The sequence below is a fragment of the Pseudomonas khorasanensis genome (assembly GCF_014268505.2).
Lineage (GTDB): Bacteria > Pseudomonadota > Gammaproteobacteria > Pseudomonadales > Pseudomonadaceae > Aquipseudomonas > Aquipseudomonas khorasanensis.
Map to the genome: position 1 here is coordinate 99421 of NZ_JABWQP020000009.1, position 26549 is coordinate 125969.

Below are 26549 nucleotides of genomic sequence, written 5' to 3' on the forward strand. Positions count from 1 at the left end.
TCAAAGTGCGCGCCCTCTAATAAGACCCTTTTTGCAAATCCGCCGGTTAACTCCGGGCGGACTCATCCTGTCTGGCGGTGAATTGTCCATCGCAGTGTTTTTGAGGTAGTGAAATGAATGCAGTCATAGCAGCCGTCGGCGTCATGCTGATCCTCAGCCTGTCGCGCGTGCATGTGGTGATCGCGCTGATCGTCGGGGCGCTGGTGGGTGGCCTGACCGGTGGTCTGGGCATCGAAGCGACGCTCAAGGCGTTCAACAGTGGCCTGGGCGGCGGGGCGACGGTGGCGTTGTCTTACGCGTTGCTCGGCGCTTTCGCTGTGGCGATTGCCAAGTCCGGCCTGGCCCATGCGCTGGCGGACAAGGCCCTGGCAATGGTTGACCGCCAACATGCAACCGGCGGTGGCAACGTCAAATGGCTGCTGATCGGCCTGCTGTGGGTGGTGGCGATTGCGTCGCAGAATATTCTGCCGATCCACATTGCCTTCATTCCGCTGCTGGTCCCGCCGCTGTTATATGTGCTGACCAAGCTGCAACTCGACCGCCGCCTGATCGCCTGCGTCATGACCTTCGGTCTGATCACGCCGTACATGTTTCTGCCGGTGGGCTTTGGCAATATTTTCCTCAATGAAATCCTGCTGGCCAACGTGGCGCGCAGCGGCGTCGACATCAGCGGGATCAATGTTACCCACGCCATGGGTATTCCGGCGCTGGGCATGCTGGTCGGCCTCGGTATCGCGTTTTTCAGCTATCGCAAGAAGCGCGTTTATGACCTGGCCAGGATCGAACAGGTCGAGCAGACGGCGGTGCAATACAACCCGCTGAGCCTGATGATTGCCGGCGTGGCGATTGCCGCCGCGTTCGTTATTCAGCTGTTGCTGGACTCGATGATTATCGGTGCGCTGGCCGGGTTTCTGATCTTCTCGGCGTCGGGCATCGTCAAATGGCGCGAGACCGACGACCTGTTCACCGAAGGCATGAAGATGATGGCGATGATCGGTTTCATCATGATCGCTTCGTCCGGTTTCGGCGAAGTCATCAAAGCCACCGGCGAAGTGCAGACGCTGGTGGAGACATCGGCGGCGTGGATCGATCACAGCAAGGGCGTCGGTGCCTTGATGATGTTGCTGGTGGGGCTGCTGGTGACTATGGGCATCGGCTCGTCGTTCTCCACGGTGCCAATCCTCGCGGTGATTTTCGTGCCGCTGTGCGTGCAGCTGGGCTTCAGCCCGATCGCTATCGTTTGCATCGTCGGCACCGCCGGCGCGCTGGGCGATGCCGGTTCGCCAGCCTCGGACTCGACCCTGGGCCCGACCTCGGGTCTGAACATCGATGGGCAGCATCACCATATCTGGGACACCGTGGTCCCGACCTTCCTGCACTACAACCTGCCGTTGTTGGTGTTTGGCTGGGCGGCGGCGATGGTTCTGTAAAAATCCACAATTGCCATTGTGGGAGCGAGCCTGCTCGCGAAGGCGTCGTGTCAGTCGACACATACGTTGCTGACCCAACGCTTTCGCGAGCAGGCTCGCTCCCACAGGGGACTGGGTATTTCCCGGACTCAACTTTTGCCCCGGCGTGCCGTTAAAGCCTTTAACCACGCCAACAAAATCAAAAGAGTGAGCTCCCCGATGCGCCTGAGTCTCAAGGCTAAAGTCCTGTCCCTTGCCGTTCTGCCGGTGCTGCTCTTTGCGCTGGTCATCAGCGTGACCACGCTGTTTATCCTGCAGGAGCAGGCGCGCAAGGAAGTCGAACAAACCCGCGAGCGTCTGCTCGGCGACGCCAAGGCCACCCTGCAAAGTTACGTCGCCGTTGCCATGAGCACGATCAAACCGCTGTACGACGCTGCCGCCCCGGGCGACGACGCGGCGCGGGCACAGGCGATCAAACTGCTCTCGGGCATCCGCTACGGCAAGGACGGCTACTTCTTCGGCTACGACTCCGAGACCGTGCGCCTGTTCAAGGCCAACGACCCCGACGGCGTGGGCAAAAGCTTCAAGGACAACCGTGATCCGAACGGTGTCTACGTCAACCTCGGCCTGGTCAAAGTGGCCAAGGACGGCACCCACTATCTGCAATACAGCTCGCCGCTGCCGGGCAATGCCAAGGTGCTGGTGCCGAAACTCGGCTACACCCAATACCTGCCGAAGTGGGACATGGCGGTGGGTACGTCGGTCAACCTCGACGGTATCGAAGCGCAAGTGGCGCAGGTCGAAGCGCAAGTACAGGAGCGTGTGCAAGGCGTGGTGCTGAGTATCGTCGGCGTCGCGGTGCTGGTGCTGTTGGTGATCGCGGCAGCGGGCATGCTGCTGGCCAACACCATTCTGCGCCCGCTGACCCAAATGAAAGCCAGCCTCGACGATATCGCGGCGGGCGAGGGCGACCTGACGCGCCGCCTGACCATCACCAGCCAGGACGAACTCGGCGAACTGGCCGGCTCGTTCAATCGCTTCGTCGACAAGATTCATGGGCTGGTGCGGCAGATCACCGACATGACCACGCAACTGACCGGACTGGTCACGCAGGTGTCGGAGCAGGCCCAGCGTTCCGACCAGGCGATGGAGCGTCAGCGTCACGAAACCGATCAGGTCGCCACCGCGATCAACGAGATGTCCGCCGCCGCCCAGGAAGTCGCCAAGAGCGCGCAGAACGCTGCCGTCGCCGCGCAACAGACCGATGAAGAAGGCCAGAGCGCCAAGCGCGTGGTTGCGGGCAGCATCAAACAGATTCATGCACTGGTCGATGACATCCGCAGCAGCGGAGTGTCGCTGGACAGCTTGCAGCAGGACGTCAGTTCGATTGTCGGCGTGCTGGGGGTGATCCGCTCGATTGCCGAGCAGACCAATTTGTTGGCCCTCAACGCGGCGATCGAAGCGGCACGCGCCGGCGAGGCCGGGCGTGGCTTTGCCGTGGTCGCCGACGAAGTACGCGCGCTGGCCAGCCGCACGCAGATCAGCACTCAGGAAATCCAGGGCATGATCGACCGCTTGCAGGCGGGCACGCAGCAGGCGGTCGAGGCGATGCGCCGTTCCAGCGAGGCTGGCGATGGCACTTCACAGCAGGCCAATCAGGCCGGGGCGTCGCTGGATGCCATGGCGCAACTGATCGCGACGATCAACTCGATGAACGCCCAGATTGCCAGTGCGGCGGAAGAGCAGACGGCGGTGGCCGAAGAGATCAACCGCAGCGTTCATCAGATTGCGGTGGCGGTGGACAGTGTCGCGGATGAAACGCAGTTGGGTGCGCAGACGTCGCGCAGTCTGGCGGAGCTTGGCCAGCGGCTGGGCAAGCTTGTGGGCCAGTTCCGTATTTGATCGCCTGAAAGCCCCTCACCCTAACCCTCTCCCAGAGGGAGAGGGGACCGATTGTGGGATCTGGCAGGGATACGCCGACCTGAAAGTACTGCTTTGAATCCACTCGACTCGATCTTTCAGGTCGATGCAAGGTGCGGAACACCTCGGTCGGTCCCCTCTCCCTCGGGGAGAGGGCTAGGGTGAGGGGCTCTTGATCTTCAGGGCCTGTCCCAATAGGGAATCTCGCCAAAACACCCCACGAAAAAATCAATCACCGTCCTGACCTTCACCGACAACCGCCGACTCCCCGGCCACAACACCGCAATCTGCTGCGGCTCAAGACTGTTCGACACCTGATAGTCGCCGAGCACAGGCACCAGCGTGCCTTCGCGCACCGCTTCGCCAATCAGCCACGACGGAAACATCACCAGCCCCAACCCTTGCTGAGCGGCCTGGGTCAGGGTGTCGGCGTGGTTGCCGGTGATCGGACCTCTGACCGAATGGGGCGTCCAGTCCTCACCATCACGGCGGAAAAACCAGCGTTGTTGCCCGGTCGCGCCTTTGTAGGCCAGGCATTGATGCTGCACGAGTTCGCCTGGATGCTGTGGGATGCCGTGGCGCTTGAGATAGGCCGGACTGCCGGCGACCTGAAACCGGTGCGGCGCCAGAATCCGCGCCTGCATGCTCGAATCGTGCAGCGGGCCGATGCGAAACAGCAGGTCGGCGCCTTCCTGCAGCGGATCAACATAATGGTCGGTTTGCTGGATATCCAGTTGCAACTTCGGATAGCGCGCGCAGAGCTGGCCGAGCCACGGCGTCAGATGGCGTTGGCCGAACACTACTGGCGCGTTGATGCGCACCAGCCCTGTGGGTTCGCTTTGCTGCTCCTGCAATGCTTGTTCGGCTTCTTCCAGTTGCACCAGCAGCAGGCGCGCATGGTGTCCGAGCAGGCGACCGGCTTCGGTCGGCGTGACGGCGCGGGTGTGGCGGTAGAGCAATTGCTGGTTCAGCGCCTGCTCCATCAACTGGATCTGACGAGAGATGGACGAGGGCGCCACCCCCTCACGCCGCGCGACCTCGGAGAAACTGCCGTGGTCGAGGACCGCCACAAACAGCCTGAGTGCCTTGAATCCCAATTCGTTGAGTCCGTGCATGCCGCGTCTCTCTGTGCGTGTTGCGCAAAAGTGTTGTCCGGATGCTCCCATTTATCGCACAGCGCCGCCAGTCGATAATCCGCGCCATCGTTTATCAGTGTGGAAGGTTTTTTATGCAGGCGTTGGATGAAAGGGCCGTCGCGGCACCGGTGAAGAAATCGGTGTTGCGTCTGTTGTTACTGCCGCTGGTGATTCTCGCCGGCATGGGCTTGTCGGTGGAGGCCGGGTTGCTCGGGCCGTTGGGTGAGCAGGTCGGGCATCTGTGGGCGACGTTGAGCATCTTCGGCGTGGGCTCGGCCATTCTGTTTTTGCTGCTGCTGTTCGCCGGCCCGCAAAAAGGCCCGGCGCTGACCGAGCTGCCGCGCTGGCAGCTGATTGGCGGTTTTCTCGGGCCGATGTATGTGGTGGTGCTGACGCTGGCAACGCCGCATATCGGCATTGCCATGACGATGATTGCGATTTTGTCCGGGCAGGTCGGCAAGAGTGTGTTGATCGACCACTTTGGCTGGTTCGGCGCGACGCGCAAGAAGGTCAACGGCGAGCGCTGGCTGGCGTTGGGCTTGATTGTGGTGGCTTTGGTTCTGATTGCGCGGGGGTGAGTGATGAGTCTGTTTATTTTGTTGGCGGTGGTGGTGTTGGCTGGCGCGGTGTTGAGTGTTCAGGCGGCGATTAATGGACGCCTGGGCGAAACCGTAGGCGTTTTGCGTAGCAGTCTGCTGACGTTTGCGGTGGGCGCGGTGGTGACCGGGTTGTTGATTCTGTTTTTTGAGCCGGCGCAGGCAGTGAGTCTGCTTGAGGTGCCGAAGTGGCAATTGACCGGGGCGCTGTTTGGCGTGGTGTACATGATGGTCATGGTCGGCGCGGTGCCGGTGGTGGGGACTGCCGTGGCGACGGTGGCGGTGATTGTCGGTCAGTTGGGGATGGGGATGTTGATCGATAATTTTGGCTGGTTGGGGAATCCGGCGATTGAGTTGTCTTGGAGCCGGATGCTGGCGATGGTGTGTTTGGGGGTGGCTTTGGTTTTTATGTATCGGAGCAGTTTGCGTTCTTCTGAGTGATTGGGGGCATATCCGGTTCTTCGGGTGCGGCCGCTGGCGGTTTCGCTCTTACAGCGAGTCACTTTGGCAAACGCCCCAAAGTAACCAAAAGGCTGGGCCCCGGCGTTCGGCCCGCTCGCCGGGGCTCGGGGTTCCTTCGTTACGGGATCGATCCGGGCGCAGCGTCTCCGGTTTGCTTCGCTGCACCTCCTCTCGCTGTGTACGACTTCGTCGTACGGTCGCTGCGCTCCCACGCCCGGATCAAACCCTTCACTCAGCCTGCCGATGGGGCCGGCACGGCAAGATCAAGAGCTGTAGCCGAGCTTGCGCTCATCCTGTTGAGTGGTGAGAAGCGGGTTTGGTTTGGTTTTGGTTTTCTCACGGTGGCGGCTGACCAATCTCTTTAAAACGTGCGTGGTCCCTGTGGGAGCGAGCTTGCTCGCGAAGGCGATCTGTCCGTCGCTCAATCCTCCAGCAGATCCCTCATCCTGCAAAACCACCCCTGCGCTGTCCCTTTAATCAGGCTCCACTTCCATTTTAAGGCTGTCGTCATTCTGTCGCTCGACGTGTCGAACAGTGCCTTGCAGCGTCCGCCCCTCGACCTTGACGACGACGATTTTTGCCTGGTCCAGGTCGTCCGGCACTGGCGCCTTGACGCACAAGGTAAAGCGGTAAGGGTCGTCGGCGACGGTTTCAAGCCCGACCTCGCATTCCACCGTTTTGGTGATCTGACCAAAGAAAGTGGTCAGGCCGTAGTCCAGTCGGGCCGGGTGGTATGTGTCGTTCATCAGGCGATTCCCCCTTGTCCGGTCAGGCCGATGCGTTTGTCAGGTCTGGCGCCAGGTGACGTTTTCCAGGCCGAATTTTTCCGCCATCGGTTTGCTGGTTTTTTGCACCTTCTCGCGTCCGAAGCGGGGGATTCGACCCACGCCAGCGTCGCAGCTCGCCCAGTGCCAGGCTTCGGCGTTGTCCATTTTGTCCGAGCGGATAATGAACGACTTGGGGCTGCCATGAAGGGTGTAGTCGATGACGTAGAGTTTTGCGTTGTTCATAAAGCCCGTATTCCTCCCTGTGGTACTAAACGGATCGCGGTGACTGCAGAAAATTCATTCGGATTGTCCGACGGTATCTATCATTGGCGACGCCGGGGCGCGCTGGTTACCATGGCGGCTTCGCCAACCCCCGTGAATGTTCGCCATGGCCCTCGCCGCGCCCCCTGATCTGAGTGACACCGATGTGCCCGTGCAACCGCTGGCGCGCACGTATCCGCGTGGGCTGTTTATCGAGCCGCACGAGCATGTCTGGGGGCAGTTGTTGTATGCGATGAGCGGGGTGATGTGGGTCGAGACGCCGCACGAGGCGCTGGTGGTACCGCCGCAGCGGGCGGTGTGGTTGCCGCCCGGAGTGCCGCACGGGATTCGTGTGGTGTCTGACTTGCAGATGCGCAACATCTACTTGCGCCCGGCGCTGGCGGCGACGCTGGATGCGACGGTGCAGGTGATTGAGGTCGGCGGTTTGCTGCGTGAATTGATCGTCGGGCTGGTGGAGCAGGGCGATGACGGCGAGCCTGCGTATTACGACGCGCTGGTCGGACTGGCGCTGTTGGAGCTGCGGCGCGCCAGGCGTTCGCAGTTGAAGATCCCCATGCCGGATGAGTCCGACCGGCGCTTGATGAATCTGTGTCAGGCGGTGATGGCGTCACCATCCCTGGATATCCCGTTCGAGCAACACGCCGAGAACGCCGGGGCCAGCGTGCGAACGCTGGCGCGGTTGTTCAAGGACAGTCTCGGCATGGGCTTCGCCGAATGGCGGCGGCAGGTGCAACTGGCGACGGCGGTGGCGGCGCTGATTCAGGGCGTGGCGGTGAGCGTCATCGCCCGCGAGCTGGGTTATTCACCCAGTAGCTTCAGCGACATGTTTCGCCGGGAGCTGGGGGTGGCACCCTCGCAGTTTTCGGCAACTTGAGCACATCCCACAGGGCAGCGCCGGCCGAGTGGGTTTGTCCGAAATTCAGAAGTCCTTGGCCGATGCCCCCGTTCCCGTTTCCCTAGACTCTGCCCATCAATTTCAGACGGCAGAGTTCCCATGAATTACCTCATTTCTTTGGCCATCGGCCTGGGCGTCGGCCTTCTCTACGGCGCGCTCGATTTCCGTTCTCCGGCACCGCCAGCCATCGCGCTGGTCGGTCTGCTCGGCATGTTGGCCGGTGAACAGTTGTGGCCGGTGGGCCGGCAGCTGGTTGCTGGCTGGCTGTCCTGAGTTTCCCTTTTTTGTCTTGGTGGAGGTGTCCATGAAAGCGCTGCAATTCGATCAAACCGGCGACCTGTCTTCCTTGCGTTTCGTCGACGTCCCGACCCCAATGCCCGGCGCCGATGATGTGCTCGTGCAGATCAAGGCCGCTGGCCTCAATCCCAGCGATGTGAAAAACGTCCTCGGTCGTTTTCCCTACACCACGCTGCCGCGCGTTCCGGGGCGGGATTTCGCCGGGGTGGTGGTTGATGGCCCGCAAGCGTTGATCGGCCAGGAGGTTTGGGGCACCGGTCGCGAACTGGGCTTCTTCGCTGACGGCGCCCATGCGCAGTTCGTCAAGGTGCCGGCCAGCGGTGTGGCGCACAAACCGACTCATTTGAGTTTCGCCCAGGCGGCCAGCCTCGGCGTGCCGTACACCACGGCGTGGGATGCGCTGGAACGCAGCCTGGTCAACGCCGACACGCGCTTGCTGGTGATCGGCGGCGGGGCGGTCGCGACGGCGGCTTTGGCGCTGGCCAAGGTACGCGGTGCGCAGTTGTTGGCGGCGGCGCGGCGGCCCGAGCAGGTGGCGGATCTGCAGGCGCAGGGCTATCAGGCGATTCAACTGGAAAAGCCTGAAGAGCTTGGCGCACAGGTCAACGCGATCTATCGCGGCGGCGCCGATGTGATCTTCGACACCACCGGTTTCTGGCTGCCGGCTTCGGTCGCGGCGCTGGCCACCTTCGGGCGCATCGCAATCATCGCAGCGCCGGTCGACGGCCATGTGCAATTGCCGGCGCTGGCGCTGTATCGCAAGGGCGGTTCGGTGGTCGGGATCAACTCGTTGTTGTATGGCGTTGAAGCGTGCGCGGCGATGCTCGAGCAGTTTGGCCGGTTCTTCGATGAGGGCCGGCTGCCGCTGCCGCAGGGTCTGGTGCAAGTGCCATTGGCCGAAGGGCTGGCGCGCTATGAAGAGGTCAATCGGGGTGGTGGCGACAAGATCATTTTGATTCCCTGATCGACACCAATCTTTCAGACACCCCGCATACCTGTGGGAGCGAGCCTGCTCGCGAAGGCGGGTCGTCAGCCGGCGTCCGTCCGGGATGAAGCCTCGGGCGTCGGCGGCTCTGATAGAATCCGCCCCATTAATTGCCAGAGACTCCCCCATGAGCGAGCCGATTCGTCTGACCCAGTACAGCCATGGCGCCGGTTGTGGCTGCAAGATTTCCCCGCAGGTGCTGGAAGTGATTCTTGCCGGCAGCGGCGCGCAGAACCTCGATCCCAAGTTGTGGGTCGGTAATGCCTCGCGCGACGACGCGGCGGTGTATGAGATTGACGCCGAGCGCGGCGTGGTGTCGACCACTGATTTTTTCATGCCGATTGTCGATGATCCGTTCGACTTCGGCCGCATCGCCGCGACTAACGCGATCAGCGATATTTACGCGATGGGCGGCGATCCGTTGATGGCGATTGCGATCCTCGGTTGGCCGGTGAATGTGCTGGCGCCGGAGGTCGCGCGTGAGGTGATTCGTGGCGGTCGCGCGGTGTGCGACGCGGCGGGCATTACGTTGGCCGGTGGGCACTCGATTGATGCGCCGGAGCCGATCTTCGGTCTGGCGGTGACCGGTCTGGTGGAAAAGCGCCACATGAAGCGCAACGACACGGCGACCGCCGGTTGTCTGTTGTACCTGACCAAACCCCTGGGCATCGGCATCCTCACCACCGCCGAGAAAAAGGGCAAGCTACGCGCCGCCGACGTCGGTGTGGCCCGTGACTGGATGTGCACGCTGAACAAGCCCGGCAGCCGTTTCGGCAAACTCGCCGGCGTTACCGCGATGACCGATGTCACCGGTTTCGGCCTGCTCGGGCACCTGGTGGAAATGGCCGATGGCAGCCAGTTGACCGCGCGCATCGCCTACGATCGCGTGCCGCGTCTGGACAGCGTTGAGTATTACCTCGATCAGGGCTGTGTGCCGGGCGGCACGCTGCGCAATTTCGACAGTTATTCAAGCAAGATCGGCCGCGTGCAGGAGCTGCATAAACGCGTGCTGTGCGACCCGCAAACCAGCGGTGGTTTGCTGATTGCGGTGACCCCGGAAGGCAATGACGAATTCCTTCGCGTCGCCGCCGAACTGGGGCTGAACCTGACGCCAATCGGTGAGCTGGTTGAGCGACAGACGAACGCGGTCGAGGTGATCTGATGCTCCGCGACTGCACCGACTACCGCGATATTTTCCTCAACGACCGGCCGATGATGGACGCCCGCGCCCCGATCGAGTTTCACAAAGGCGCGTTTCCCGGCGTGGTCAATCTGCCGCTTATGAATGATCTGGAACGGCAGAAGATCGGCACTTGCTACAAACAGCACGGCCAGCAAGCGGCGATCGAGCTTGGCCATCAAATGGTTTCCGGTGATGTGAAGGCCGAGCGCATCCAGGCCTGGGCCGAGTTCGCCAAGGCTCATCCTGAGGGTTATTTGTATTGTTTCCGGGGTGGCTTGCGCTCGCAGATCACCCAGCAGTGGCTGCGTGACGAGGCGGGTATCGATTACCCGCGCGTCGGCGGTGGCTACAAGGCGATGCGCAGCTTTCTGATCGACACACTTGAGCAAGCCATCGCGCAATGTGATTTCGTCCTGCTGGGCGGCATGACCGGCACCGGCAAGACCGAAGTGCTGGTGCAGTTGCGCAACGGCCTGGACCTGGAAGGGCACGCCAACCATCGCGGTTCCAGTTTCGGAAAACGCGCGACCGGGCAGCCGTCGAATATCGATTTCGAAAACAATCTGGCCATCGACATTCTCAAGAAGCGTGACGCCGGCATCGAGCAGTTTGTGCTGGAGGATGAGAGTCGGGTGGTCGGCAGTTGCGCATTGCCGTTGCCGCTGTATCAGGGCATGCAGCAGTATCCGATGGTCTGGCTGGAAGACCGTTTCGAAGACCGCGTGGAGCGGATCCTGCGCGATTACGTGGTGGATCTGTCCGCGGAATTTGCGGCGTTGCACGGGGAGAACGGTTTTGCCTTGTTCTCCGAGCGACTGCTGGAAAGTCTGAACAACGTGCAGAAACGCCTGGGCGGCGAGCGCCATCAGCGGATGCTGGTGCTGATGGAGCAGGCGCTGGCTGAGCAGGGGCGCAGTGGCGCGGTGGATCTGCATCGCGGCTGGATCGAGGCATTGCTGCGTGAGTATTACGATCCGATGTACGTGTTTCAGCGCGAGAAGAAGGGCGGCCGGATCGAGTTTGCCGGGGAGCGCGGGGCGGTGAGCGAGTATCTGCGCGAACGGGTGAGTCAGAAGATTTGAGATGGAAGCGAATGGCCTCTTCGCGAGCAGGCTCGCTCCCACAGATGAAATGCGTTTCCCTGTGGGAGCGAGCCTGCTCGCGAAGGGGTCCGATCAAGCAACACAACACTCAGGTCGGGCAGGTTTGCTTGCCGTTGTCCAGTCCCTGCTTGTAGCTCTGGCTCTGCAAACTGGCCTTGCCGTTGTGCCACTTCAGGGTCAGCACGTATAACGAATCGAAGTCGTCGCCGGCCCAGTCATCAGTAATTTTCTGGCGCTCGCCGACCGCATTGCCGGCCACTTTGTTGATCAGCTCCGGCAGGTAGCCGTGGGACCAGGCGGTGTAGATCGTCGAGTCGTGGTACTTCTCGTCCAGCAGCTCGCGGGCCAGATCGCTGGTGTCATTGGCGGAGAACTCGATGTTCACCGGCAGACCGAGCTTGATCGCGGCCGGGCTGATGGTCATCAGCGGGCGAATGTAGCTGTAGGAATTGTCCAGCTCGCCTTCCTCGACGTTGCGCGTCGGGTTGGCAGCGAACACGTAATCGGCCTTGCCGAATTTTTCCGGCAGCAGCGTCGACAGGTCGATGGCGCGGTTCAGGCCCTGGCAGTTGAGCTGGCCGAGGCCGCCTTCTGGCTTTTCAGCGTGGCGCAGAAACACCAGCGTCTGCGTGCCGTCCGCCGGTTGTGCGCGGCTTTCACTGGATTCCAGCGACAGAAACAGCGCGCTCACCGCCAACAGGGAGGGCAGGGCAACGTACGCGCGATGTTTGAAGCGTTTGGCGAAACTCATCAGATTCGTCATTTAGTAAAGAATTCTTCAGCTTGGATCGGTTAAGGCTGACAAACCTTGGCACCTCGGGCTCCCAGCACCGGGTGTTTCCCTGTCTTCAACAGCTTCCTCTGCGAGAAAGGCATAGCTCAGAGTCCTTGAGGCCCGTTTGGTTCGATCCGGGCCAGTGCGCAGCACTGTAACGGCAACCTTTGCGGGCTTGAGTGCAGGTTAGCGACAGGATGTTACGGTTCGTGTAGGCGCGGCTGCGGGCCTACATTATGATCGGCATTCAATTTGTGACTGGATGCTTCCAATGACCGATCTGTCTGCATTCCCGATAACCCAGAAGTGGCCGGCGCAGTACCCGGACTGGATTCAGCTCTACTCCTTGCCGACCCCGAACGGCGTCAAAGTGTCGATCATGCTCGAAGAAATCGGCTTGCCGTACGAGCCGCATCGCGTTGGTTTCGACACCCAGGACCAGACCTCGCCGCAATTCCTCTCGCTGAACCCGAACAACAAGATCCCGGCGATTCTCGACCCCCATGGGCCTGAAGACAAAGCGCTGCCGCTGTTTGAGTCCGGCGCGATCCTGATTTATCTGGCGGACAAGAGCGGCCAATTGCTTGCCCAGGAAGGCGCGCTGCGTTACGAGACCATCCAGTGGCTAATGTTCCAGATGGGCGGCATCGGCCCCATGTTCGGCCAGCTCGGTTTCTTCAATAAATTCGCCGGCAAGGATTACGAAGACAAGCGGCCGCGTGATCGCTATGTCGAGGAGAGTAAACGTCTGCTCAATGTCCTCAACACCCGCCTCGAAGGCCGTGACTGGATCATGGGCGAGCGCTATACCATCGCCGATATCGCCACGTTCCCGTGGGTGCGTAATTTGATCGGCTTCTATGAGGCCGGTGATCTGGTCGGCATTCAGAATTTCCCCAATGTCACACGGGTGCTGGAGCGCTTTTTGGCTCGTCCGGCGGTGATCAAAGGCCTGACCATCCCTTCCTGACTCCCCACATACCCTTGTGGGAGCGAGCCTGCTCGCGAAGGTGTCGTGTCAGACAACGTATATGTTTCTGTCACTGCGCCTTCGCGAGCAGGCTCGCTCCCACAGGGAAGCTCAGTCGTCAGCAGGATTATTGCACCTGCGGTAACGCTCTCTTGATTGATCCAGGTTTGTACCCCGCCCGCCGCAAGGCATAAGCTTCGCCCCCTACGACTTTAGTATCCTCCGCCGTTTTCAGGAAAGCCCATGTCCAGTCAGTTCCCCGAAGCACGTCCCCGCCGTCTGCGCCGCAATGCGAGCCTGCGCAGTCTGTTCCAGGAAACCGAATTCAGCCTGAGCGATCTGGTGCTGCCGATTTTCGTCGAGGAAGAAATCGACGACTTCGTGCCCATCACCAGCATGCCCGGCGTGCAGCGTATTCCCGAGCGCAAACTGGCCAGTGAAATCGAGCGCTATGCCCGCGCCGGCATCAAATCGGTGATGACCTTTGGCGTGTCCCATCACCTGGACGCCAACGGCAGCGATACCTGGCGTGAAGACGGCCTGGTCTCGCGCATGTCGCGCATCGCCAAGGACGCTGTGCCGGAAATGATCGTGATGTCCGACACCTGCTTCTGCGAATACACCGATCACGGCCACTGCGGCGTGATGCACAACCACGAAGTCGACAACGACCAGACCCTGATCAACCTCGGCAAGCAAGCCGTGGCCGCGGCTCGGGCCGGCGCTGATGTGATTGCACCGTCGGCGGCGATGGACGGCCAGGTTCGGGCGATTCGCCAGGCGCTGGATGCGGCCGGGTTCACCCAGATTCCGATCATGGCCTACTCGACGAAGTTTGCCTCGGCGCTGTATGGCCCGTTCCGCGAGGCCGGTGGCAGCGCGCTCAAGGGCGACCGCAAAAGCTATCAGATGAACCCGATGAACCGCCGCGAAGCCCTGCGTGAATCCTTGCTGGATGAGCAGGAAGGCGCCGATGCGCTGATGGTCAAACCGGCCGGTGCGTACCTCGACATCATTCGCGACATTCGTCAGGCCTCGAACCTGCCGCTGGCGGCGTATCAGGTCAGCGGCGAGTACGCGATGATCAAGTTCGGCGCCCAGGCCGGCGCGATCGATGAAGATCGGGTGGTGCGTGAAAGCCTCGGCGCGATCAAGCGTGCGGGTGCGGACCTGATCTTCACTTACTTTGCGATGGACCTGGCGCTCGCCGGGATCTAAGCAACGCTTGTCCCCTGTGGGAGCGAGCTTGCTCGCGAAGAGGCCGGGTCAAGCACCGCAAAAAAACCAAAAGGCCCCGCAACCATGAAGCTGCGGGGCCTTTTTTACAGCGCGATGATGCTTAGAAATCGATCGTTCCGGACAACTTCGCCACGCGCGGTTCACCTTGCGTCAGGTACCCGCCCTGAGCCGATTCCCAGTACTTCTTGTTCGCCACGTTTTCAACGCCCAGGCGCACCGTTACGTCTTTCTGCGACACCTTGAATGCATAACGCGCACCCGCGTCGAAACGGTTCCAGGTCGGCAGGCTGAGGTTGTTCGCCGCGTCGGCATACTGCCCGCCCGTGCGCAGCATCCGCGCATTCAGCGCTACGCCTTGCAGGCCGGGCACGTCCCAGTCCACGCCAGCGTTGAACTGGAAGGTCGGCACGCCAATGGCGCGATTGCCGTCGTTGGCGCCGTTGAGGGTGTTTTTCAGTTCGGTGTCCATCAGGGTCAGGCCGCTGATCAGGCGCAGGCCGTCGATCGGCTCGCCAAACACGTTCATTTCCACGCCTTTATTGATCTGCTCGCCCTCACGCACGTAGGTGCAGGTGGTGGCGCTGTTGATTTCGCAGTAGCCGTCGCTGGGTTGCTCGATGCGATAAACACCGAGGCTCGCGCCGTAGGTGCCCATGTCGACTTTCACGCCGAGTTCGGTCTGTTTGGAGCGGGCCGGCGAGTAGACTTCGTTGCCGTTGGTCACGCGAAAACCGCCGGAGCTGGTCGGTGAAGTCGGACCTTGCGCCAGGCCTTCGATGTGGTTGGCATAGAACGACACATGCTCCCAGGGCTTGAACACGATGCCATACACCGGCGTGGTGATCGATTCGTCGTAGCTCGACTTCCGATCGCCGCTGCCCCAGCTGGCGTAGTTGTAGCCTTGTACGACCAATTGCTGACGGCGCAGGCCGGCGGTCACCAGCAGGCGATCGTCGAAGAAACCGAGGGTGTCGGAAATCGCCAGGCTGCGGTTGAAGGTTTTGCCGACGATGCCCGGATCGTTGAGGTCGCCACCAGCGAAGTTGCCGACCGGCGCCGGCGTAGTGACCGGGTGATTGATGTTGTTGGCGTAACGAGTCAGGTCGAAATCGTAGGCACTGCGCTGTTCGGCCCAAATCCCGGTGAGGCCGACATTCAGCTTGTGGCTCACCGGACCGGTAATGAACTTGCCATTGAGGCCGGCCATGACGCTGGTGTTGTCTTCGTCATGGGGAACGAACGAGCCGGTGGTAAACGACGCACCGCTGTTGCCGACCAGCGTGGTCGAGTTATAGCGCCCGACTTCACGGGTGTGCTTGGCACCGCCAGCCGCGTAGGCCGTCCAGTTGTCGCTCAGATCGTACTCGGCGCGCAGCATGCCGAAGGTGTCTTCGATGTCGGTGTAACCCCACTTCGGCGCGTAGTTGGTGTCGGCCGATGGCGCGTCCGGAATATGCGTGGCGGTGCCGAGGTTGACCGAGCTGCGGCCGCCGTTGACGCGTTCTTTCTGGTAGGCGAAGTCACCGGAAATTCGCAGCGCGTCGCCACGGTAGTCCAGGCCGATCGCGAACAGTTTCGAGCGCTGGTTCTCGTGATCGATGCCGGTGTCGCCTTCACGTTGCGACAGGTTGATCCGCGCGCCGAAGCGGTTGTCTTCACCGAAACGCTGGCCGATGTCGAAGTGCTGACCGACGCGGCCCTCACTGTTGATGTCTGTGGTGAAGCGGCGCAGCGGCACATCGCCGGCGCGCTTGGGCTGCAGGTTGACGCCGCCGCCGATGCCGGAACCGGTTGGCGTCACGCCGTTGATAAAGGCGTTCGGGCCCTTGAACACTTCCACGCGCTCAAGCGCATCGGTGGAAATGATCTGCCGTGGCAGCACGCCGTACAGGCCGTTATAGGAAATGTCATCGCCGTTCAACGGCAGACCGCGAATCATGAAGACCTGCGCCTGGTTGGAGAAGCCTGACGCCTGACGCACCGAAGCGTCGTTGAGCAGCACATCGGCGACATTTTCGGCCTGCTGATCCTGAATCAGCTGCTCGGTGTAGGACGCGGCGCTGAACGGTACGTCCATCATGTCCTGATTGCCCAGTACGCCCAATTGGCCGCCGCGTGCAACCTGACCGCCGGCATAAACCGGGGGCAGGGCGTTCGGTGCCGGCGCCTGGGCGTTGATGTTGACGTCGTCGAGTACCAACTCTTTGCCGTTTTCTTCAGCAGCGTGAGCGGTGACGGTCAGGGAGCACAGCAGGGCAAGCAAAGTCGGGCGAAAAGGGGCGCCGAGTCGAGCTGAAGCGGGCATGTCGGTTACCTGGAGGCGAGCGGCCAATGAAAAAATAAAGAACGGCGCGCAACTCCTTGCGCCAATGCGACTCCAGGCGCGAATGATAGGTTTTCGCAGTAACGCTTTGCAATCGGTTTGTCATTTCCGGATCCACGCCGTTGCAGGCGCTACCGAAGGCTGTGAACGTTTGATTTTTTCTTTAAAAACAAGATCAAAAGATCGCAGCCTGCGGCAGCTCCGACAGGGATTGTGTAAGGTGGCCTCGGGTTCACGGATTGGAAAAAAGTGCATGCACACCTCAAGATTACTCATCGCCCTGGGCGCAATGCTGGTACTTGCCGGCTGCGCCAGCCAGCGCAGCAACGAGCCGGCACCGCGCCCGCCGGCTGAAGTGAAGGCTGAAATCGTTCGCCTGCTGCCAGCAAAAACGCCTGATCGGCAAGGCTGGGCCACGGATATCTATGCCGCGTTCGCCGCGCAGGGCATCAACACGACCACGCAAAACTTGTGCTCGGTGTTGGCTGTTGCAGAGCAGGAGTCGACCTTTCAGGCTGACCCGACGGTACCCGGTCTGGGCAAAATCGCGCGCGACGAAATCAACCGTCGTGCCGCCAAGGTGCACATCCCCAACTTGTTGGTCAGCGGCGCGTTGCAGGTGCGCTCGCCCAACGGCAAGACCTACAGCGAACGCTTGAATTCGGCGCGCAGTGAAAAAGAGCTGAGCGCGATTTTCGACGATTTCATCGGCATGGTGCCGATGGGCCGCACGCTGTTCGGCGGCTTCAACCCGGTGCACACCGGCGGGCCGATGCAGGTCAGCATCGAGTTCGCCGAAGACCACGCCAGCGATTACCCTTACCCGGTGGACGGCACGATTCGCCGCGAAGTCTTCAGCCGTCGCGGCGGCATGTACTTCGGCATCGCCCATTTGCTGGGCTACCCGGTGAATTATCGCGAGCCGCTGTATCGCTTCGCCGATTTCAATGCCGGTTGGTACGCCAGTCGCAATGCCGCATTCCAGAACGCGGTCAGCCGTGCTTCCGGCATACCGCTGACGCTGGACGGCGATCTGATTCGCTACGATTCGATCATGCCCGGCAGCACTGAACTGGCGGTGCGCACCCTCGGCAAATCGCTGGGCATGCGCAACCCGACTATTCGCGACCAACTGGAGAAGGGCAAAACTCTGGCGTTCGAAGAGACCGAACTCTATCAACGGGTATTCGAATTGGCTGAGAAAGCCGAAGGCAAGTCACTGCCGCGCGCGGTGTTGCCGGGGATCGTGTTGCAAAGCCCGAAAATCACCCGAAAACTGACGACAGCCTGGTTCGCCAAACGTGTGGACGAGCGCTACAAGCGCTGCATGGCCAAGGCTGGATAATTAAAAGGACATAAAAAACCCGGCTGAGGGAGCCGGGTTTCTCTGAGTTGTTGCACTTGCAGTCATGCATCAGGCAACGCGACGTTCGATCAGACGATCCGAACCACCTTCGGCAACGCGACGTTCGATCAGACGATCCGAACCACCTTCGGCAACGCGACGTTCGATCAGACGATCCGAACCACCTTCGGCAACGCGGCGTTCGATCAGACGATCCGAGCCACCTTCGGCAACGCGGCGTTCGATCAGACGATCCGAGCCACCTTCGGCAACGCGGCGTTCGATCAGACGATCCGAGCCACCTTCGGCCACGCGGCGTTCGATCAGACGATCCGAGCCACCTTCAGCAACGCGACGTTCGATCAGACGATCCGAACCACCTTCGGCGACGCGACGTTCGATCAGACGATCCGAGCCACCTTCAGCCAGACGGCTTTCGATCAGTTTGTCCGAGCCGCCTTCGGCGATCAGAGTGTGCGCCGGGGTAGCGGCAAAAGCGTTTACTGCGAAAACCGAGAAGGCGATACCGAGAAGAGTCTGGCGTTTCATGATGGTGTGCTCCGGGGTGTTGTTGGTTGGTATGGAACCGATCTTACGCCCGGATTTTTTTATGAGAACTTCATTGCCGTGATGGTGAACATCGACGCCGATGATGGTTGGCCAATGGCAAAAGATCGCCCGAACGCGGCGCGAGCCTTCGGGCGATCTTTTGATCTTTTCAAAGGAAAACGTCAGAGCACCTTCACCGCACGGCCGATGGCCTGGATCGGCCCGGTCGGTTTGCCGATCGGCGAGCCATTGGCGCCTTCCAGCGTCAGTTCGAACAGCTGATTGGGTTGCAGCGGCGGCAGCTTGTCCAGCGGCACCGACAAGGCCTGGCCCGGCTTGACCAGCCCCAGCGAAACCGGCCCTTGCCAGCCGTCGGCCTTGGTCCAGAATTCCAGCGCCTTGTCGGCCGGCACCTCGACCACACCCAGCGGAATCAACTGGATCTCATGCGAATTGCTCGCCTGTATCACCCAGCCCGGCGCCTTGTCCTGCGGTGCGACCAGCACCACCAGATAACTCGGTTTCGGCGTGGTCTGGGTCATCAGGATTGTGCCCAGTATCAACGTCGCGGCCAGGCCGGCAGCACTCAAACCGCGCCAGAGCGGCAGCCGGTTCCACCATGAAGTCAGCGGCTCTTTGACCGCCAGTCGTTCGAGGCTGCGCTCGATGCGTGGCCATAGCTGCGCCGACGGTTGCTGTGACGCGGCCAGGTCTGTCAATTCCAGCAGACGCCGTTCCCAGGCATCCACTGCAGCACGCAGCTCAGGGTCATGCGGCAAGCGGCGCTGCACCTCGATGCGCTGCTCGAAGGGCAGCGTGCCGAGCACATATTCGCCGGCCAGGTCATCCTGTTCCTGCGCTGATTCACTGGTCATCCCATGCACTCCCGCAAGGCGTTGAGGCTGCGCTTGATCCACGCTTTGACCGTGCCCAGCGGCGTGTCGAGGCGGGCGGAAATCTGCGCATGGCTGTAACCGTCGACATACGCGTGGAGGATGCAGGTGCGCCGCTGTGGTTCCAGCTGTTCCAGACAGCGATGGATGCGCGCGGAATGGGCATCGAAGGCCTCATCAGGCGCCGCAGCTTCATGTTCCTCGTTGAACGGCAACTCCCGACTCTGATTGCGCAGCACATTCAGGGCTAAATGCCGGGTCACGGTGAACATCCAGCCCCGGGCCGAGCCGCGCGCCGGGTCGAACCCGGCGGCGCCCTTCCAGATCTTGATAAAGGCTTCATGGACAATGTCCTCCGCGAGCGCCGTGTCATGCACCAGGCGCTTGGCCACGCCGAGCAGGCGCGGGCCTTCCTGCACATACAAATCGCGCAGTGCTGCCTGCTCGCCCCGGGCACAGGCGGCGAGGCGGGCTTCGTAATCGAACGTGGGATCGGATAAAGGCATGCCGTGCAATCTAGCTCACATTCCACAAACATCCAGACGCATAGTTTCCCTGTGGGAGCGAGCCTGCTCGCGAAGGCGCATGGTCAGTCAACGCATTCCTGTCTGACTTGGCGAATTCGCGAGCAGGCTCGCTCCTACAGGGGATTTGAGCTGCGATCGAGACTCAACTTGCCGCCCAGAAAATATAATCCGCCTGGTATTTCACCATTTCCTGCTTGCCCTTGTTCGCCGCCGTGCATTCGCTGGCCGGGGCCACGCCGCCCTTGAGCGCGACGCGCTGAATGTAGCTGACACCCGTCATCGCGCCTTTGCCCTCGGCAGGATTGGCTTTGACCAGTTGATAGGGCAGATTACCCGCGCTCGACGGTGCCACGGCCAATTGCGTGCCGGTGACTTTCGAACCGTCCTTGGCCTGCCAGGTGGCGGGCGGGCCGAAATAGGTGCCCACTTGCTTGCCGCTGCGATCATTGAGCACCGCTTTGGGGCCGACAAAAGTCCACTCGGTCTGCCCGGCGGCGTTGGGCTTGTCGCGGCATTCGTAGGTGATCTCACCGACGCCTGTGGTTTCCAGCGCGATTTTGTGCCCGTCCGGCACCTTGATCGCGTCGGGATAACTGCTTTGGGCAAACGAGGTCGAGGTGAAGGCGAGCAAACCGGTGAGGCCAATCAGCTGGGTGATGTTCATCCGATGATTCTCCGAAAGGGTAGAGCGCTGACAGCACCAGAGTGGGCTGTTACTGGGACTACCCGTGGCGGAGTGAATTGGATGCAGTGCCGGAAAAATAAATTCTCAGTCACCACGGATCAAACCTGTGGGAGCGAGCAGGCTCGCTCCGGCAAGGCTTTACGTCTGAGGCTTTTACACCCGGCCCTGAGCCATCTACCCTGTTGCAAAGGCCTAATCGGGGGGAACGGACATGTACCAGCTCTACGGGCACAAGAATTCTGGCGCAGCCGCCGTCGAAGCGGCGCTGGAGTTGTGTCAAATCGCCTACCGCTTCATCGACACCGAAGCCAGCGCGGAAGCTGCCGAGGCGCTGGCCAAGCTCAATCCGCTGAAACAGATCCCGACCTTGCAACTGCCCGATGGCGGCGCGATGACCGAAAGTGCGGCGATCCTGATTCATCTGGGTCTGACGTTCCCCAAGTCCGGTCTGCTGCCGACCGAGGCGGCAGATCGCGATCAGGCGATTCGCGGCCTGGCGTACATCGTCAGTAATTGCTACGCGGCGATCGGCATCATCGATTATCCCGAGCGCTGGCTGATCACGCCTGACGAGAGCGCACGGCAGAACCTGATCGCCGGCACGCGCCAGCGACTGCATTTCAGCTGGGAGGTGTTTGCCGACCAGTTTTCCGGCGAGTTGTACCTGGATGACGAAACGCCTGGCGCACTGGACGTACTGGCGGCGGTGGTGAGCCGCTGGGCCGGCAGCCGCGAGCACTTGCGCCAGACGCGCCCGGGTTTTTATGCGTGGCTGCAAAGGATTGACCGGCACCCGGTTTTGGCGCCGGTGTTTGAGCGGCATTGGCCGTCTCAAGGCTGACAAACTATCCCGTGTGGGAGCGAGCCTGCTCGCGAAAGCGGTGGGTCAGTTGAAACATCTCTGGCTGACACACCGCTTTCGCGAGCAGGCTCGCTCCCACAGGATTATTCCCCGCGAATGTACTGCTCCAGCTGTTTGATCAGCTCCGCCTGTTCGGCAATCGCTTCTTTCACCAGGTCACCGATTGACAACAAACCGATCAATTGGCCGTCCTCGACCACGGGCAGGTGGCGCAGGCGCTTGTCCGACATGATGCCCAGACACGTGTCGACGGTCTGTTTGGTATCAACGGTGATCACGTCCTTGACCATGATGTCACGCACCGGCGTGCCCACTGACGAGCGGCCGTGCAGCACCAGTTTGCGGGCGTAATCGCGCTCGCTGATGATGCCGACCACTTTGTCGTCTTCCACCACCAGCAAGGCGCCGACGTTTTTCTCGGCCATCTTCATCAGCGCTTCGAGCACCATGTGATCGGGTTTGATCTGGTGCACTTCCTGATTTTTTGCATCTTTGAGCTTGAGCAGTTGGGCGACGGTCTTCATGGCGGTTACTCAGGTGTTGTCGTTGTTATCCAAGCATCGTAGACGCAGCCGCGCAGGGCAAGGTGTCAAAGCGGCGGATAGCGTGCAAAAAACGCCATTTAGATGTTTTTTTTCACCTGATGCTTCCTCGGTACGCATCCACGTCTTGAAACAGAAGGGCGCGATGGCGTTTCTGGGGCTTCGATACACTCAGCATCCGAATTTCATGGATGAAAACTCTCGATGCCTCGCTTGAATTTGAGCAACAGAAATATCTTGCCCTCGCTGCCGGAACCTCTGGCTCGCAATACCACGTTCAGTTTCATTGCGGGCAATGTTCCAGACTGGCTATTGAACAGCTCCGCACCGCACAGAGGCGCTTTAAAACAGGCGACAGTGCCAGATCAGCCTTGGTTTCACCTTGCATCGACAACGCAACGCGAGGAGATGAAAAGCACACTTGCAGCGAGTTGGACTGCCCGGCTGGCAGTGGACAGGGTCTTTGGCCGGCTGACCGAGGTCGAAGCGTTTGCCCATGAATTACTCACCGCAGCGCTGAAAAATCGCTATGACCTCACCGTAGACGTTCGCTCGACCTGTCTGAGGTTATACCGCTCGGTGGGGCTGACAGGTGGCTTTGAGGTGCGAACGCTGTCCCTGCTGGAAAGCTGTCTGCACAATTTCGAACTGAAGGAAACCCGCCCAGAGTATTACGACCCGACGAGCGAATTCATTACCAGCCCTTCGGCTTCGGGACAGTTCGACGTCGTGCCGATCAAGGGCAAGATGTCCGTCGCGGCTTTTACCGCGTTGTGCAGGGAGCTGAACGCAGGTGCTGCTTATCAGGAATACCTCGAAGCGTTTTTCGACCTGGCCAATCCCGTTGCCAGAGCCGTACTCGAAATGAAGGTAGAGGCTAACGAGAAGGCTACCCTGCGTCTGTACAGTGGTCTGGCATTGATCAAAGGCGATATTGATCATGGCGCTCATCGCGTGCTGCAGGATTGGGCTGCTGGCGATCGACCGTTGATCTGGAACAGGCGAGCAGTCCACTGTCATACGTTGACCATGATGGGGGTCGAGCTGGCAGGGATTGTACTGGTCTGCGCCGATATCGAGGGCAGTTCGACGGTTGTTCCGGTCATTGCCTATATTCCCCATGATCCCGAGCATCCGCTGAACAAGTATGCGTCCTCAACACAATTCGTCGTCGAGCTGACAAGACAACTGCGCTCACCTGAGTACCAGCGTTTCTTCAGTCGGTTCGTGCCGTATCGGCACCGAGGCCGGTTCTTCTTTCAGCTCAATAATCGGCTTTCGAAACTGCAATGGCACGCGCCCGCACCTTTTCAGCAACTGCCCGCCTGGCGCCCCGAGCCAGTGCCAAAGCCTGATCTGCAGATTGGGTATGCGCGAATCCAGGGTGACTTGTGGGTTCACTCCTTTCAGCAGCGCTTGAACACTTTATTCGCCGACGCGCGAGCCCGGGCAGTGCCCACCGACGATGAAGATGCCAAATCCCGCTGGGCTCGCTGGGACAGCTTCCTCAAAGTCGCACTGACGGTGCTGGAGGTGGGTGCATTTGTCGCGGCGCCATTCGTGCCCGGTCTGGGTGAATTGATGCTTGCGTATACCGCCTACCAATTATTGGATGAGACGTTCGAAGGGATTATCGAGTGGGCTCAAGGCATGCGTACTGAGGCGTTCGAGCATTTGCTTGGCGTGGTCGAAAGTCTGATCCAACTGGGCACGCTCGTTGTGGGAGGTCAACTGGTGGGGTCGATCATGTCGCCCAAGGCGTCACCGTTGATTGGGCGTATGAAGATTGTCGACATGGCGGACGGTCGCTCGCGGTTATGGGATTCGGATCTGCGGCGCTATTCACAATCGTTGAACCTGGGTAAATCGGCCGGGCCTGACTCGCTGGGCATTTATCGACAGGCGGATCAGCAAGTATTACCGCTGGAGGGCGCAACCTTCGTCATCCGCCCGGAGCCCGGATCGGATAACTACCGCATCCAGCATCCGCAGCGCAGCGATGCCTATGCTCCCCGCCTGCGTCACAACGGTGCCGGTGCATGGGTGCATGAAGCCGAACAACCTCAAGCCTGGCAGGGGAGTCGACTGATGCGACGTCTCGGCCATCAGGTCGACGGTTTCTCTGAGCAGTCGCTGGAACAGATCCGCGTCGTCAGCGGTGAGAGTGAATCGGCATTGCGCAGGCTGCACGTTACACAGCAACAGCCGTCCGCCATGCTAACGGCAACCATTGAACGTTTTAGTGCTGATCAGACGCGAGCATCAGTCGCTGAAGCGTCCAAAGAGCAAAGGACGTCGTTGGACGCTGGCCGCGTTAAATCGCAGGAGGTGCCAGTTGCCGCGCCTTCGGCCGAAAGCGTGTTGTTGCGCAACGAGTTCCCTCACTTGCCGGAGAAGCTTGTGAGGGATGTCCTGGTCAATGTCTTGCCAGAAGAAAAGCGGCTCGCCAGCGTACAAGGGCAATTGTCCATGCGCTTGAAACAGGCTGGGCGTGAAGCGATGCGCGAATGGCGCATTACCCGGGCCTGGGAGGGCCTGTACTTGCCGGCCAGTGCCACCCTCGACAGCTATCGATTGGCATTGCACAGCCTGGAAAGGTTACCGGGCTGGTCGCCCGAAGTCTTGATCGAAATTCGCAACCAGTCGTTCGACGGCCTGCTGATCGACAGCATTGGACCGACGTCGGCACCCATTCGTAAAGTACTGTTGCGCACGGTGCAGAACGAGTTCCAGCCCTATGATGCGCAAGGCAATAGCTTGCAAGGTACGGGAGATTTTTATAACGCTGTTTTGCAGGCATTACCGGATGCCGAGCGCGACAGTCTGGGTCTTGGCATCGGTGAAGGTCAGCGCCTGCGCAGCAACCTTCAACAATCAACAATAACCCGTGCGCAGCTGCGCGAGCTGCTGGACGACTCACCGGTTCGACACACCGTCCAAAAAGTCGAAAACCCAGGCTATGCATTGATCAATGAACGGCTGCTGGGGGCGGGCGACGAGCCTAGTCTGGAGGACCGGTTCAAAAGCCTGTATCCGCAGGCCACCCCGGACGATTTCAGGGGATTTGTGCGGGCATCCGGAACGCCTGCTGACGCTTTACGGCTGATCCGGGAGCGAGAGTTGGCGTTCAGAAATCTGCAGAAGACCCTTGATGACTGGGTGGCAATCGAGCGTGGTGAGTTATCGCCACGGGATCAGCGCTATCACAAGGGGCGTTTTGCCAAAATGCTCAAGCAATGCTGGCAAGCGTCAGAGTCGCCACAGGCGAACGGTTACACACTGAATCTGGATTTTCATTGGTCCAGTGATTTTCTCGAGCATTTGCCCTCACTGGGCGTTGAGTTTCCCCACGTCAGCAAGTTGCAGTTTCGTCATGCTGAACTGCGCTCGGATATCACCAACTTCCTCAGTCACTTCCCTGAATTGAAGGCACTGGACCTGAGCGAAAACGAGCTGATCGCTTTGCCGCGTCTGCACGGCAACCTGCGTGCGCTGGAAACGCTGGATCTGGGCAGCAATCAACTGACGCTGACTGCCGAAAGTGTGGCTGAACTCGCCGGTTTGACCCATTTACAGACATTGCGGCTGGGCACCAATCCGGCGTTGACGCATGCGCCCGATATCAGCGCAATGGCAGAGCTTCAGGTGCTGGATTTGCATGACACCGGGATCACTGAATGGCCGGCGGGTCTGTTCTCTCTGCCTCGGCCCCGGGCTTTCGAGCTCGATCTGCAAGGCAATTTGATCGAGCAGGTCCTTGAAGTAATGGCCGGTTCGGAGCAGGCGCGGTTGATTGCCCGAACCCGTTTGAGTCGCGATCGTCTCTCCGATGAGGGTCGCGAACTATTTCATGCCTATATGCGCTCGGTGGGTTACGACCCCGCTCGTAGCTATCCGCCAAAGGGCGAGCAGACCAGTGTGCATTGGCTCGAGGGCGTCACGGGCGAGCCGCGTCAGCGCAAGCAAACCCTGTGGGATGAATTGGAGCACGAGCCTGATTCCCAGGGTTTTTTTGAAGTGCTGGAAAAAGTCGCCGAATCGGCAGACTACATTGCAGAGGAAGCGCGTCCGGCGCTGACCGAGCGGGTGTGGCGAATGCTGGATGCCGCGACAATGAACACGCCATTGCGTGAAGAGTTGTTCCGCATGGCCAGTAATCCTGAGTCCTGCGCGGACGCCGGGGCACAGATTTTCAATGAAATGGGGATCAAGGTTCTGATTCATGAAGCTTGGCTGGCCGGCAGCGCCGAGCAGGTCGAGTTCAGTCTGGTGCGATTGGCGAAGGGCAAATCTCGCCTGGACATGGTCAATGACATTGCCCGCGCCAACATCCAGACCCGCCTGGAGGCCGGTGAAACTTTTATTGCACTCGATGAGGACGGCGAACTTACGGGCAGCATTGATGAAGTGGAAGTCTATCTGGCATTTCAGACCGGGCTGGCCGATAGGCTGGAGTTGCCGTGGCAGTCGCGCGGCATGTTGTTTCGCGGCATCGCTGGAGTCAGTGAGGTGAAGATCGACGAAGCTTATCAAACGGTATTGTCACTCGAGGCGGGTGAGGGGGTGGTCAATCGGATGATCGAACAGAAATTCTGGCGCAAGTACCTGAAGGGTAGGTATACGCAGGAGGTTGAACGGAATTCGAGAGAGTACAGCGCAAAGGCAGCTGAACTGTTTGATATGCATTTGGCAGGCAGTATCTCAGGAAAAGAGTATGGGGTTGAACTGGTCAGGTTAGCCGAAGAACGCAAAGCACTGCTGAAAACATTGACGCAAGGTCTGTTGACGAAGGAATAGGTGTTTA

24 protein-coding genes are annotated in these 26549 nt (G+C 60.3%); 14 read left to right on the top strand and 10 right to left on the bottom strand.

From position 1 onward, the window contains the following. The first annotated feature begins 113 nt into the window (after nt 1-113). Nucleotides 114-1430, top strand: a complete 1317-nt coding sequence (locus HU727_RS18445; protein WP_186533483.1) for a Na+/H+ antiporter family protein — start codon at nt 114-116, stop codon at nt 1428-1430. Nucleotides 1431-1628: 198 nt separating this feature from the next. After that, a complete protein-coding gene (gene ctpM / locus HU727_RS26245) occupies nt 1629-3311 on the top strand; it encodes a methyl-accepting chemotaxis protein CtpM (protein ID WP_186533482.1) in 1683 nt (560 codons plus the stop codon). A gap of 197 nt (nt 3312-3508) precedes the next feature. Here the strand turns inward: ctpM and HU727_RS18455 are convergent, their stop codons facing one another. After that, nucleotides 3509-4444 (bottom strand): LysR family transcriptional regulator, encoded by a 936-nt coding sequence (locus HU727_RS18455; RefSeq protein ID WP_186533481.1) that lies wholly within the window; start codon nt 4442-4444, stop codon nt 3509-3511. A gap of 113 nt (nt 4445-4557) precedes the next feature. On the opposite strand from HU727_RS18455, the gene HU727_RS18460 reads away from it, so the two are divergent. Beyond that, complete coding sequence (locus HU727_RS18460; RefSeq protein WP_186533480.1) at nt 4558-5043, top strand: DMT family transporter; 486 nt, start codon at nt 4558-4560, stop codon at nt 5041-5043. A 3-nt stretch (nt 5044-5046) separates the two neighbouring features. Continuing rightward, nucleotides 5047-5502 (top strand): DMT family transporter, encoded by a 456-nt coding sequence (locus tag HU727_RS18465; RefSeq protein ID WP_186533479.1) that lies wholly within the window; start codon nt 5047-5049, stop codon nt 5500-5502. Between the two features lie 494 nt (nt 5503-5996). Here HU727_RS18465 and HU727_RS18470 read toward each other — a convergent pair whose 3' ends face one another. Then, entirely contained in the window at nt 5997-6269 is a 273-nt protein-coding gene (locus HU727_RS18470) for a hypothetical protein (protein ID WP_186533478.1), read from the bottom strand. 39 nt (nt 6270-6308) lie between these two features. After that, the gene (locus HU727_RS18475; RefSeq protein ID WP_186533477.1) at nt 6309-6533 is read right to left on the bottom strand and encodes a DUF6555 family protein; all 225 of its coding nucleotides are present in this window, start codon (nt 6531-6533) and stop codon (nt 6309-6311) included. Between the two features lie 145 nt (nt 6534-6678). Here HU727_RS18475 and HU727_RS18480 point away from each other — a divergent pair, with 145 nt between their 5' ends. The 5 genes from HU727_RS18480 (at nt 6679) to mnmH (ending at nt 11014) form a co-directional block, all read left to right on the top strand. Beyond that, nucleotides 6679-7446 carry an AraC family transcriptional regulator gene (locus HU727_RS18480; protein ID WP_186533476.1) on the top strand — a complete coding sequence of 256 codons (768 nt, stop codon included), beginning with the start codon at nt 6679-6681 and terminating at the stop codon, nt 7444-7446. Nucleotides 7447-7566: 120 nt separating this feature from the next. Beyond that, complete coding sequence (locus tag HU727_RS18485) at nt 7567-7740, top strand: DUF1427 family protein (RefSeq protein WP_186533475.1); 174 nt, start codon at nt 7567-7569, stop codon at nt 7738-7740. A gap of 31 nt (nt 7741-7771) precedes the next feature. Further along, nucleotides 7772-8728 carry a quinone oxidoreductase family protein gene (locus HU727_RS18490; protein WP_186533474.1) on the top strand — a complete coding sequence of 319 codons (957 nt, stop codon included), beginning with the start codon at nt 7772-7774 and terminating at the stop codon, nt 8726-8728. 148 nt (nt 8729-8876) lie between these two features. Beyond that, nucleotides 8877-9911, top strand: coding sequence for a selenide, water dikinase SelD (gene selD / locus HU727_RS18495; protein WP_186533473.1), 1035 nt, complete (start codon nt 8877-8879; stop codon nt 9909-9911). Further along, a complete protein-coding gene (mnmH, locus tag HU727_RS18500; protein ID WP_186533472.1) occupies nt 9911-11014 on the top strand; it encodes a tRNA 2-selenouridine(34) synthase MnmH in 1104 nt (367 codons plus the stop codon). Before selD ends, mnmH begins: the two co-directional genes overlap by 1 nt. 109 nt (nt 11015-11123) lie before the next feature. Here the strand turns inward: mnmH and HU727_RS18505 are convergent, their stop codons facing one another. Further along, nucleotides 11124-11798 carry a histidine phosphatase family protein gene (locus HU727_RS18505; RefSeq protein ID WP_186533471.1) on the bottom strand — a complete coding sequence of 225 codons (675 nt, stop codon included), beginning with the start codon at nt 11796-11798 and terminating at the stop codon, nt 11124-11126. A 283-nt stretch (nt 11799-12081) separates the two neighbouring features. Here HU727_RS18505 and HU727_RS18510 point away from each other — a divergent pair, with 283 nt between their 5' ends. Together HU727_RS18510 and hemB are read left to right on the top strand one after the other, a co-directional pair. Beyond that, nucleotides 12082-12780 carry a glutathione S-transferase family protein gene (locus HU727_RS18510; protein WP_186533470.1) on the top strand — a complete coding sequence of 233 codons (699 nt, stop codon included), beginning with the start codon at nt 12082-12084 and terminating at the stop codon, nt 12778-12780. Between the two features lie 243 nt (nt 12781-13023). After that, entirely contained in the window at nt 13024-13998 is a 975-nt protein-coding gene (hemB, locus tag HU727_RS18515; RefSeq protein WP_186533469.1) for a porphobilinogen synthase, read from the top strand. A 121-nt stretch (nt 13999-14119) separates the two neighbouring features. On the opposite strand, the gene HU727_RS18520 is transcribed toward hemB, so the two are convergent. After that, nucleotides 14120-16324: a TonB-dependent receptor gene (locus HU727_RS18520; protein ID WP_186533468.1), complete on the bottom strand. Its 2205-nt coding sequence runs from the start codon at nt 16322-16324 to the stop codon at nt 14120-14122. Nucleotides 16325-16595: 271 nt separating this feature from the next. Between HU727_RS18520 and HU727_RS18525 the strand changes: the two genes are divergently transcribed. Continuing rightward, nucleotides 16596-17687: a DUF1615 domain-containing protein gene (locus tag HU727_RS18525; protein ID WP_186533467.1), complete on the top strand. Its 1092-nt coding sequence runs from the start codon at nt 16596-16598 to the stop codon at nt 17685-17687. Nucleotides 17688-17756: 69 nt separating this feature from the next. On the opposite strand, the gene HU727_RS18530 is transcribed toward HU727_RS18525, so the two are convergent. The 4 genes from HU727_RS18530 to HU727_RS18545 form a co-directional block, all read right to left on the bottom strand. Beyond that, nucleotides 17757-18236: a phage infection protein gene (locus tag HU727_RS18530; protein ID WP_186533466.1), complete on the bottom strand. Its 480-nt coding sequence runs from the start codon at nt 18234-18236 to the stop codon at nt 17757-17759. A 182-nt stretch (nt 18237-18418) separates the two neighbouring features. Further along, nucleotides 18419-19111, bottom strand: a complete 693-nt coding sequence (locus tag HU727_RS18535) for an anti-sigma factor (RefSeq protein WP_186533465.1) — start codon at nt 19109-19111, stop codon at nt 18419-18421. Continuing rightward, a complete protein-coding gene (locus tag HU727_RS18540) occupies nt 19108-19635 on the bottom strand; it encodes a sigma-70 family RNA polymerase sigma factor (RefSeq protein ID WP_186533464.1) in 528 nt (175 codons plus the stop codon). Before HU727_RS18540 ends, HU727_RS18535 begins: the two co-directional genes overlap by 4 nt. Nucleotides 19636-19798: 163 nt before the next feature. After that, nucleotides 19799-20320: a DUF3455 domain-containing protein gene (locus tag HU727_RS18545; RefSeq protein WP_186533463.1), complete on the bottom strand. Its 522-nt coding sequence runs from the start codon at nt 20318-20320 to the stop codon at nt 19799-19801. A 232-nt stretch (nt 20321-20552) separates the two neighbouring features. On the opposite strand from HU727_RS18545, the gene HU727_RS18550 reads away from it, so the two are divergent. Then, on the top strand, nt 20553-21182 hold the full coding sequence (locus HU727_RS18550) for a glutathione S-transferase N-terminal domain-containing protein (RefSeq protein WP_186533462.1): 630 nt from the start codon (nt 20553-20555) through the stop codon (nt 21180-21182). A gap of 104 nt (nt 21183-21286) precedes the next feature. On the opposite strand, the gene HU727_RS18555 is transcribed toward HU727_RS18550, so the two are convergent. Further along, on the bottom strand, nt 21287-21727 hold the full coding sequence (locus tag HU727_RS18555) for a CBS domain-containing protein (protein WP_186533461.1): 441 nt from the start codon (nt 21725-21727) through the stop codon (nt 21287-21289). Between the two features lie 222 nt (nt 21728-21949). Between HU727_RS18555 and HU727_RS18560 the strand changes: the two genes are divergently transcribed. Next, the gene (locus tag HU727_RS18560; protein WP_186533460.1) at nt 21950-26542 is read left to right on the top strand and encodes an NEL-type E3 ubiquitin ligase domain-containing protein; all 4593 of its coding nucleotides are present in this window, start codon (nt 21950-21952) and stop codon (nt 26540-26542) included. Nucleotides 26543-26549: the final 7 nt, after the last annotated feature.